At 67.8% G+C, this 9,555-nt stretch carries 9 protein-coding genes; 2 read left to right on the top strand and 7 right to left on the bottom strand.

Features of this window, described 5'->3' with window-relative positions; genetic code table 11:
• Positions 1-83: 83 nt before the first annotated feature.
• Positions 84-2,033, bottom strand: a complete 1,950-nt coding sequence (locus tag AOQ37_RS34040; RefSeq protein WP_062650300.1) for an ABC transporter ATP-binding protein — start codon at positions 2,031-2,033, stop codon at positions 84-86.
• 285 nt (positions 2,034-2,318) lie between these two features.
• Between AOQ37_RS34040 and AOQ37_RS34035 the strand changes: the two genes are divergently transcribed.
• The gene (locus AOQ37_RS34035; RefSeq protein ID WP_199825125.1) at positions 2,319-3,161 is read left to right on the top strand and encodes an NAD(P)H-binding protein; all 843 of its coding nucleotides are present in this window, start codon (positions 2,319-2,321) and stop codon (positions 3,159-3,161) included.
• A 171-nt stretch (positions 3,162-3,332) separates the two neighbouring features.
• Here AOQ37_RS34035 and AOQ37_RS34030 read toward each other — a convergent pair whose 3' ends face one another.
• Positions 3,333-4,241, bottom strand: a complete 909-nt coding sequence (locus AOQ37_RS34030) for an NAD(P)-dependent oxidoreductase (protein WP_062650298.1) — start codon at positions 4,239-4,241, stop codon at positions 3,333-3,335.
• A gap of 84 nt (positions 4,242-4,325) precedes the next feature.
• Here AOQ37_RS34030 and AOQ37_RS34025 point away from each other — a divergent pair, with 84 nt between their 5' ends.
• On the top strand, positions 4,326-4,697 hold the full coding sequence (locus AOQ37_RS34025) for a winged helix-turn-helix transcriptional regulator (protein ID WP_062650296.1): 372 nt from the start codon (positions 4,326-4,328) through the stop codon (positions 4,695-4,697).
• Positions 4,698-5,286: 589 nt separating this feature from the next.
• Here the strand turns inward: AOQ37_RS34025 and AOQ37_RS39215 are convergent.
• The 5 genes from AOQ37_RS39215 to AOQ37_RS34005 all read right to left on the bottom strand — a co-directional run bounded on the left by AOQ37_RS39215 (position 5,287) and on the right by AOQ37_RS34005 (position 9,372).
• The gene (locus AOQ37_RS39215) at positions 5,287-5,562 is read right to left on the bottom strand and encodes a hypothetical protein (protein WP_078890487.1); all 276 of its coding nucleotides are present in this window, start codon (positions 5,560-5,562) and stop codon (positions 5,287-5,289) included.
• Between the two features lie 39 nt (positions 5,563-5,601).
• A complete protein-coding gene (locus AOQ37_RS40580) occupies positions 5,602-6,156 on the bottom strand; it encodes a hypothetical protein (RefSeq protein WP_159401409.1) in 555 nt (184 codons plus the stop codon).
• A 403-nt stretch (positions 6,157-6,559) separates the two neighbouring features.
• On the bottom strand, positions 6,560-6,829 hold the full coding sequence (locus AOQ37_RS40575; RefSeq protein WP_159401408.1) for a hypothetical protein: 270 nt from the start codon (positions 6,827-6,829) through the stop codon (positions 6,560-6,562).
• 387 nt (positions 6,830-7,216) lie between these two features.
• Positions 7,217-8,046, bottom strand: a protein-coding gene (locus AOQ37_RS39210; protein ID WP_374701567.1) for an IS5 family transposase whose coding sequence is annotated in 2 segments (ribosomal slippage) — positions 7,217-7,719 and positions 7,719-8,046 — 831 coding nt in all. Because the reading frame shifts where the segments join, the coding sequence is not laid out codon by codon here.
• A gap of 333 nt (positions 8,047-8,379) precedes the next feature.
• The gene (locus AOQ37_RS34005; RefSeq protein WP_062650289.1) at positions 8,380-9,372 is read right to left on the bottom strand and encodes a LacI family DNA-binding transcriptional regulator; all 993 of its coding nucleotides are present in this window, start codon (positions 9,370-9,372) and stop codon (positions 8,380-8,382) included.
• Positions 9,373-9,555: the final 183 nt, after the last annotated feature.

The raw sequence follows: 9,555 nt of genomic DNA, 5'->3' as shown, positions 1-9,555 counted from the left end.
CCCCCCCGCGATCCACGGTGCGGGAGCGGCAGACGTATCGGCGGGACAGCGTGGGTGGGCGAGTATGTCCGAAAGTGGATCGGTCAGCCGGAACCGGTGCTCGTACGAGCGTGTGACGAGGTTCTTCGGTCCACGTCCGGTGCCGGGTCGGCCGGCTCGGGCAACCCGGCGGAACCGGCTCCGGCTCCGGCTCCGGCTCCGGCTCCGGCTCCCGGCAACGGGTATTCGGGGGCCGACTCGGTGCTCTCACCGAGGAAGCCGCCCGACTGGTGCTGCCACAGCTTGGCGTAGGCGCCGTTCGTCGTGAGCAGCTCCTCGTGCGTGCCCTGCTCGACGACGCTGCCGCGGTCGAGGACGACGAGACGGTCCATACCGGCGACGGTGCTCAGACGGTGGGCGACCACGAGGGCCGTACGTCCCTCCATCAGGCGCCACAGGGCGTCCTGGACGAGGATTTCGCTCTCCGAGTCCAGCGCGCTGGTGGCCTCGTCGAGCAGCAGGATCGGGGCGTCGCGCAGGATGGCCCTGGCAAGGGCGACGCGCTGACGCTGACCGCCGGACAGTTTCACTCCCCGCTCCCCCACCAGAGTGGCGAACCCGTCGGGCAGTTGGTCGACGAACTCCGTGACGTGCGCGGCCGCGGCCGCGGCGTGGATCTCCTTGTCGGTTGCGCCGGGCCGGGCGAACGCGATGTTGTCCCGGAGGCTGCGGTGGAACATGGCGGGTTCCTGCGGGACGTAGGCGATGAGTGAACGCAGGTCGGTCTGGCGCAACCCGCTGATGTCCTGACCACCGATCAGGATCCGTCCGCCCTCGATGTCCGACATGCGCAACAGGAGCCGGGTGAGCGTGGTCTTGCCTCCGCCGGACCTGCCGACCAGACCGATCCGTGCGCCTGCGGGCACTTCGAGGTCGAGCGCCTGGAAAATCGGCTTCGCCCCCGCATGGGCGAAGGTCACCGTCTCGAAGCGGATGCCTGTGTCCCGCGGTGCGAGCGGCTCCGGGTGCGTCGGGTCGAGCACGGTGGGCGGATCCAGCAGCAGCTCCGTGAACTGTGCGGCCTCGGTCATCGAGCTCTCGAGACGTCGATAGATCTGGTTGAACTCGAACATGATCTGGGTAGCGTTGGAGTAGTAGGTGAAAGCGACGACGACCTCCTCGACTCCCCGGCCCGGGCCACCGAAGGCGATGGCGACCAACAGGCCCAGCACGTTGGTCAGTACGGACATGGGGGCGATCAGGGTGTCGACGCGCAGGTTGCCGTAGTCCCACGACCGCAGCGTCAGGCGCCGGGAATCGGCGACACGGCTGCGGTGTTCGTCCGCCTCCCGTTCCTCGGCCGCGAACGCCCGGATGGTCTCCATGTTCATGAGGCTGTCGGCGACGTGACCGGAGACCCGGGCGTACGCCGCCTCACGGTCGTTGACGAGCCGTTGCCGACGACGGATGAGCGGTGTCGCGGCCAGCACCGTCAGCGCGATCATCACCAGCAGGCCGACGACGAGCATCGGTTCGTAGCTCCACAGCACCACGGCACCGAACACCAGGGGGACGAGGCTGCCCACGATCCGGTACGTCACCGTGTCCACGAAGTCCTCGAAGCGCTTGCCGAAGCTCAGCACCCGTTTGGTCAGCGAGCCGGCGAAGTTGTCGTGGAAGAACGCCGCGTCCTTGGCGAGCAGTTCGTCCATGCCGCTCACGTACAGGTGTTCCATTCCGAGGGCGTCCACGCGGTTCAGGCAGTGCTGTCCGACCCGCCACACGGCTTCGGCGAGCAGCAGCGTCAGGCCGAAACCCAGCACGTACGGCAGCGCCGAGCCGAGGGTGAGACCGTTGTCGTCGGCGGCCTGTCCTGCCAGTTTGGCGATCAGCAGGGGGGCTACGTAGCGGGTGCCGATGTTGCCGACGGCGGGCAACAGCAGGGCGGGCAGGGCCAGCCGTCGTAGTCGCAACAGTTCCCGGCCGTAGCGGCGCAGTGCCAGAACGATGGCACTCCTGCCCGGCGTCGGCCCTCGCGTATCTGTGGTCCCCATCACACTCCCAGTGGTTCGGAAGTCGGAAGTGTCCCGTTCTAGGAGTCCCTCAGTCCAGGCAATTAACGCGGACCGGCGATAACCGGACATCAGGGTGTTCGGCTGTCCGGCGGACGTGTCCTCGGGGTCACGGAGGGAGAGGGACCGGTCGGCCCGGAGGCTCGCCCTGCTGGAAAAGGTTTTGACGTCTGGTCCGCTGTTCGCCGAAGGTGAGCCGGACGTTCGAAGCGGGTGGGTTCGAACCGCCGTGCCGACGGCGGCCGCCTCGCGGTGAGGGAGTTGCGCATGATTGTCGTGTCGGCCGCTTCGGGGGCTCTCGGCCGGCTGGTCGTCGACCGGCTGCTGGACCGGCGCCCCGCCGGCCGTGTCACAGCCGCGGTGCGCGATCCCGGCAAGGCCGCGGATCTCGCCGCCCGCGGGGTGACGGTCCGTCCGGGTGACTACGACGCGCCGAAGACGCTGCGCACCGCGTTCGAGGGGGCCGACCGGCTGCTGCTGATCTCCTCCCCGGAGTTGGACCCCGGTCGGCGTGCCGCCCAGCACCGAGCGGCCATCGACGCGGCCCGCGATGCCGGGGTCGGCGCGATCGTCTACACCAGCTTCCTGGGGGCCGGCACCCAGGCTGACGGGGTCACCGCCGCTCACCACGCCACCGAGCGCCACCTGGCGGCCAGCGGGCTGCCCCACACGGTGCTGCGCCACCCCTTCTACAGCGAGGCGTTCCTCAACCCAGGTCTGCGCGACGCCGTCGCCTCGGGCGAGCTGGCCGACGGCACCGGCGGACGCGGCATCAACACCGCCCTGCGCCGCGACCTCGCCGAGGCCGCTGTCCGGGTGCTGACCGAGGACGACCACCTCGGCCGTGCCTACGACTTCACCGGCGCCCTGTGGACCTACGAGGATCTCGCCGACGCGCTCAGCCGTCTCGGCGGCAGGCCCGTCATACGCCGGGACCGGGCCGACCGCGCGCCCGGCGCCCAGGGCTGGCTGGAGGAACAGGTCCGGAGCGGCGCTCTGGAGCAGCAGACCGGCGATCTGCCGCAGGTCCTCGGCCGCCCGGCCACCACCCTCGACGAGGCCGTCGCCGCCGTTCTCGCCCCGCACCCCTCGCCTGCCCCACGGACATGAGCGTCGGCTTGGTGCCGGCGTGTGTGCAGGCGGGCCGAGATCCGGCTCGCCGGCGGAGCAACGCTCCGGCTGCCGGGTAAGGTACCGGTTTGCCGTCCCGGGAAGGCCCGAGCGGGCGTTGAGGACTGGGCGAAGTCGCCGCCGGAGCCGGTCCGTCGGTCTCAGGCTTGGTCAGCGTGGCCCCCGGATGCTGTCGATGATGCGGGTCCAGTTGTCGCCGCCGTGTCCCTTCTCGATCGCGCGCCGGTAGTGGGCCTGCACGGCCAAGGGCAGCGCCAGGTCGAGGCCGAGTGATGTGCTGGTCTCGACGATGTGGTCGGCCGTCGCCCCCATCATGGTCACCGTGCTGAGGTCGCCGGGGTGCTCTCCGGCGTCCAGCGCGGCTCCGGGGGTCGCCTCGCCGGCCCTGAGAATGGCGCCGATCGCGTCGGCGGAGGAGAGCAGCTCCGGCAGTGTTTCCCGGGCCTTCATTCCTGCGGTGCCCAGCATCGCGGTGGCGTGCATCAGGGCGGACAAGGTGGTGAGGAACACGGCGAGTTGGGCTTGGTACATCATCTGGGCGAGGCCCGGATCCTCACCCAGATACCTCGGTGTGCCGAGCGGCGCCAGCACCGCCCGATGCTTCTCCCACACCTTGTCGGGGCCGCTGTAGTAGACGTGGGCCGCTTCCGTGCCGACCATCGGCGCCGGGACCATGACACCGCCCGCGAGGAAGGCCGCGCCGTGTCCCGCCGCCCACGTCGCCGCCTGGCGGGTGCGGTCCGGCGTGTCCGAGCTCAGGTTGACCAGCGTTCGGCCGGCGAGTGATGCGGTGGCGCTGTCGAGGATGTCGTACATCGCCTGATAGTCGGTGAGGCTGAGGATCACGAGATCACTCGCTTCGACGGCTTCGCCGGGGGTGGCGGCGAGCCTTGCTCCGTCGGCGACGACGCTTTCGGCCCGGGCCGCAGTGCGGTTCCAGACGGTGACCGGGTGGTCGGCGGCGAGGAGGGTGCGGGTCATCGCCTGGCCCATCGGACCGAGCCCGATCACGGTGACGGAGCTGTCCTGCGTGGTGGTGTGGTTCTGTCGTTCGTTCACCCCTCCATGCTCGGAGAGCACCACTATTCTCGGAAGTACCCACTATTTTCTGCGGTACTTACCTTTCAGTAAGGGGGGTTGACCATGGCCAAGGCACCGAGACACGGGCCCTACATCTGCGGCATCGACGCTGCGCTCGACGTGGTGAGCGGCAAGTGGAAGGGGCTGATCTTATGGGAACTGGACGCACATGGCGTGCGCCGCTTCGCCGAACTTCGTCGCGGTCTGCCGGGAGTCAGCGAGAAGATGCTCACGCAGCACCTGCGTGAGATGGAGGAGGACAATCTCGTACACCGAGAGGTCTTCGCCGAGGTGCCGCCACGCGTGGAGTACTCCCTGACCGAACACGGGCACACGCTCAATCAAGCGCTCGCGCCGCTCGGCGCCTGGGGCAGCGACCGGATGCGTCGCGAAGGCTTCGAAGTGGTCGAAGCAGCCGAGACGTCACACAGCTAGGTTCTGTCTCTTTGGTCGGCGTCGGGTCCATATGAGGTTTGCCCTGTCAGAGAGCCTCAGCCGCTGCCTCAACGTGCCGATCACCGGCACACTCGCCTCGCCCAACCCGCAGGCAGCACTGCACCTTGACTCGCATCGATGTGGCGGCCGTTTGCGCGTCGGCCGGTATCGACGGCACTTCCGTACCCGACCGTCCCAGGCTCCGTCCGCCGCCGACGTGCAGCGGTCCGCGGTGGTCGTCGAACACGGATAACGATGATGGCCAGGGGTCGTGCATGGCCGTCCGCCAGATGGATGTTGGTATTCGGTCCCCCGCGGGAGCGCCCTCCTGCCGGGCCCGGTCGTCGGCAGCAGCGTCATGACCTCGACCGCGGCTCTTGTGCCAGGCGAGACGGTGGTGTCCGAGTAGACAGGTGGACGTTGGGCTCCGGGCTTCCGCTTCCTGACGACGCAGGAGTCGTTTGACACAAGGGCGGGTCCTGCGCTTCGCCAGGCGCGCTGGGGCATCGGTTGTATGGGGTGGTGCCGCGGCATGCCAGCTGGAGCGCGCCGCCATCGGATGGCGACGAAGTACCCCACGCCCGGCCGCTCAGCCACCCAGCTTGGGCTCAAAGGGCGGAGTGTCAGCGGGTGTCAGGTCAGGGCGAGGGCGGTGCCAGCGGGCAGGGTGCCGCCAGCGTCCGAGGCTGTCACGGGCGACGTCGACACCGACTTCCACGACCAGCTCGGGGCGTACGAGGGTGACGTGCAGAGGCTCACGGACGCCCCATCCGGCGGAGAACGTCCGGCCGGCCCACGGGTGGTCGTTCCCGGCGAGGGTGAGGAGCCCGGCGACCGTCCGGCCCGCGGTCTGCGGGAGGATCATGCTGCGCCCGACGTAGCGCAGGCGCCCGTCGGGGCCGTGTCACGGCTCTCGTTCTGACGTTTTAAGAATCTCCGCTACCTGCTTTTTGATCGCCTCAAGCGGTTCGTCGTGAGCTTTTTCGCGTTCGTAATGAAGATGCCTGCTGTGCGGCTGATCGTATGCTTCGGGGTGCAGGTAAGTCCCCTTTTCCTCCTCAGGCTTCTCTTCTTCTGGCGCGATTCTGTTCCTGGTGGCGTGCGGATCCCGGCGAATTCCCGTGACTTGCCAGGAGACTTTGACGTTAGGCTTGTCAGTCTTTACAGTGAATCGGTTATGATGAACCTCTTCGGAGACGATAGCCTGTGCGAACTGCCCAAGGACCGTCAGGTGGTAATTGAAGTCTTGATTAAGAGCTTCAAAATACTCGGGAAGCACCGCTACCGCTTCGCAGTTTTGGTCCGTCTCAACGCTGCCGGCGTAAATGTTGAGCATGTCAGGCGACTCGACGAAAGAGTGCAGCAAATACTTGTTCTCCGGGTCCAGCGGGTGATCAATCTTGAATCCCCCGCTACCTTTCGTCAACTGCCCAGTCACCGACACCTTGCCGCTGAACACTCCAGCGCTACCTTCAGTGCTTCGCCCCCAGACGCCAAAGGCCGCCGGCCCAGTGTCGGCTGCACCGTACACCCCGGTGTTGTTGGCTCCGTAACCTTGTCCAACCACTCCGCACGGGATGGTGCTGGATCGGTAAGTCGTACCTAGGACGCCGTAGTGACCGCTGGTGAATCCGGCTATCGCTATCTGTCCGGACCCTACCAGGCCGTACGCGGGGGATCCGCTCCCTGGGGACGTGGTTGCGTTAGTGAAGTTGTTGACCCCAAAGGTCGCGTTGGTCGAACTCGAGTCGAGCCCAGTCTGACTGCTCCCAGCGTTTTGAGTAGCGCCGTAAAACATCGCGCCTACCGCCATCTTGACCATCTCCCATTTCAAGTGGTCTTTGCATGGCATGCCCAGCCCCTTATTCCAGTGCACTACGAGGTGGCGGCCCTGGCAACTTGGAGAGTAGCTGTTCAGCAGGGTCGAGTCGGTCGATCCGCCCGTTGTTCGGGCCCGGGTGGAAGAAGCCGAGCATGTCGTCGACGTGGGCGAGCAACCAGCAGCCCAACCCGCCCCGCAGGATCAGCATCCCGGCCACGTGATGACCTCGCGCCACTCCCACCAAGCCTTTGACAAGCGGAAGGAGATGACGGTGTACGCCGTCGTCCTTCACCACCGTCAGCCCGCCCACCTCTTCCCCTTGCGTTCCCTGAGCTACAAGGAGGCGGAGAAGGGCGAGAGGGTGATCCTGGGGCCCATGGGTGACTTCCCCACTCGTGAGTGGAGGATCGAGCCAGCTCCGCAGCAGCCGTACCCGGCGCCCTACTTCATCCGCGTTCCGACAAGGAGCTGCATGTGGTGGTGCCGCCGAAGAAGATCTCCCCGCCTGAGCTCGAGCTGGCGCCTATCAACTTCGACCTTGCCGGTGCCTGGGTGTTCCTGCCCGTCAAGGCGGATTAGCGGCGTGACATCCGGGTGAGGACACCGTCCCCATGCGCATGGCGTTCAGCGTCGTGAAGCACGCCGGTACTGACTCTACGCCTGCGGACGCACGTTGGGTTTCGATCGCTGACAGCCGCTATCGCCTGGCCCAGATGAGGATCGCGGCGAGGTGGAGTGCGGCCTGATAGGCGATGGCGAGCTTGTCCGTTCGCATCGCCAGGCCGCGCCACTGCTTGAGCCGGCTGATGCATCGCTCGACCGCGTTGCGCTGCTTGTACGCCTCCGCATCGAAGGACGGCGGTCGGCCGCCGGCACTGCCTCGCCGCAGACGGTGGCCGATCTGGTCGGACGGCTGGACGATGACAGCGTGGATACCGCGTTGACGGAGGTGACTACGGATCGCGCGGGACGAGTACGCGCGATCCGCGAGGACGGCATCAGGTCGGGTCCTGGGTCTTCCGGGTCCGCTGCGCGGAACACGGATGGCGGCCATAACGGTCTCGAAAGCTGGGGCGTCGCCTGCCTGGCCTGCGGTGACGCGGAGGGCCAGGGGCCGTGCACGGCTGTCGCTGGCGAGGTGGACCTTGGTGCTCAGGCCGCCACGGGAGCGTCCGAGCGCGTGGTCGTCGGGTTCGGCCGAGCCTGGAGCCCCCTTTTCCTGGCTCCGGCGGAATGCTGGTGAGCCCTGCACACGGTGGAGTCCACGGACACAGTCCAGCCGATGTCGTCCGCTCCCTCAGCTCCTGCCAGCACCGCGCCAAGGATGCGTTCCCAGGTTCCATCGACGGCCCACCTGATCAGCCGTTTATGGGCGGTCTGGAACGAGCGGAGCTCGTCGGGCAGGTCCCGCCAGGGTGAGCCGGTTCGGTACTTCCACGCGATGGCTTCCAAGGTGCGGCGGTGATCGGCCCATCGCCGACCGCGGACCGGATCGGCCGGCATCAGCGGCTCGATCCGGTCCCACATCGCATCAGTGATCACTAACCGGACGGACACATCCGATCAACTGACCAACCATCCAAAGAGACACGCTCTAGGCCCACCAGCCACCAGCCACCAGGCCAAGCGTCAACAGCGTCCTCCTCGCAGCGTCTGTCCGGCCCGGCTGCATGGTGTCCTGCGGAGCGGAACCGCCGGCGTGGTCGGTCCGAGCTCAAGAGCGTGGTCGGAGCCAGTGACGCGCGGCGCCTGGCCCGACCCACCCCCGTCCGTCCGACCAGCGCTCAGATACCTTCCGTTGCACCGCCGTACCGGCCCCCGCCACGTCCGACCAGCCATGCCGCTCAACAGCGGATCGGATCAGGTCGACTCGCGGACCACGAGTTCGTTCGGCATGATCACCGGGTCCGTGGAACCCCCTTCGATGAGGCGAAGGAGCAGGTGGACCGCGGCGGTTGCCTGGTCGGCCATCGGGCTGCGCACCGAGGTGAGTGCGGGACTGGTGTAGGACGCGGCCTCGATGTCGTCGAAACCGACGACGGCCACGTCGTCCGGGACGCGTCGCCCCGCTTGGTGAAGGGTGCGCAGAGCTCCGATCGCCATCAGGTCGTTGGAGGCGAACACGGCGTCGAGGTCAGGATCGTCCTCCAGGAGCTGGCGCATCGCTTCGGCGCCGGAGGCTCTGGTGAAGTCGCCCAGCGCCACGATGGAGCGTCGGCCGGTGTCGCGCAGTGTCCGACGGTAGCCGTCGAGACGCTCGCGCGCCTCGTGGAGGTCGAGCGGTCCGGTGATGGTGGCGATCCGGCGTCGGCCCCGCTCCAGAAGATGACTCACGGCGAGGGTCGCTCCGCCGGCGTTGTCCAGAGCCACGTACGGCACGTCCTGCGCCGACGTGCGGTTGAAGGAGACCACCGGCAGACCCTGCCTGGCCAGCGCGGCCGGCAGCGGATCCGTGCCGTGCAGGGCTACGAGCATCACCCCGTCCACCTGCCCGCCGGCGACGTACTGTTCCACCCTGGTCCGGCTCTCGTCCGATTCGGCGAGCATCAGCACCAACCGCTTTCCCGCCGCCTCGAGTTCCCTGCTGACGGCGCGGACCACGGAGGAGAAGAGAGGGTCGTCGGAGACGACCCCCTGGGGCGGGTCGCAGACGACGACCGCCAGGGTGTCCGTGCGGCGGGTGACGAGGTTACGGGCGGCTCCGTTGGGCACGTAGCCCAGTTCGTGCACCGCACGCATGACGACATCGCGGATCTGCGGGGCAACCGTCGTCTCGCCGTTGATGACACGGGACACGCTCGATTTGGAGACACCTGCCCGGGCCGCGACCACTTCGAGGGTAGGCCGTTTCATCCCCGTCCCTCCCTCTTGCCGCCGCTCGGGACGGGCCTCAGGGAGCGTTTTCTCATCAGGGCGACCTCCGGCTGCGCGTCAGGGCGATGCATGCAGCGTATCCGCAGGCCGGGCGGCGTGGTCGCGCTCCCGACGCGCGCTCGCTCTCCCGCCGCCGGGCAGAACCGTCCGGCCTGAACCGTC

This window comes from Streptomyces maremycinicus, assembly GCF_001184025.1.
Classification (GTDB): Bacteria; Actinomycetota; Actinomycetes; order Streptomycetales; family Streptomycetaceae; genus Streptomyces; species Streptomyces maremycinicus.
This window is presented reverse-complemented; position numbering and strand designations above follow the sequence as displayed.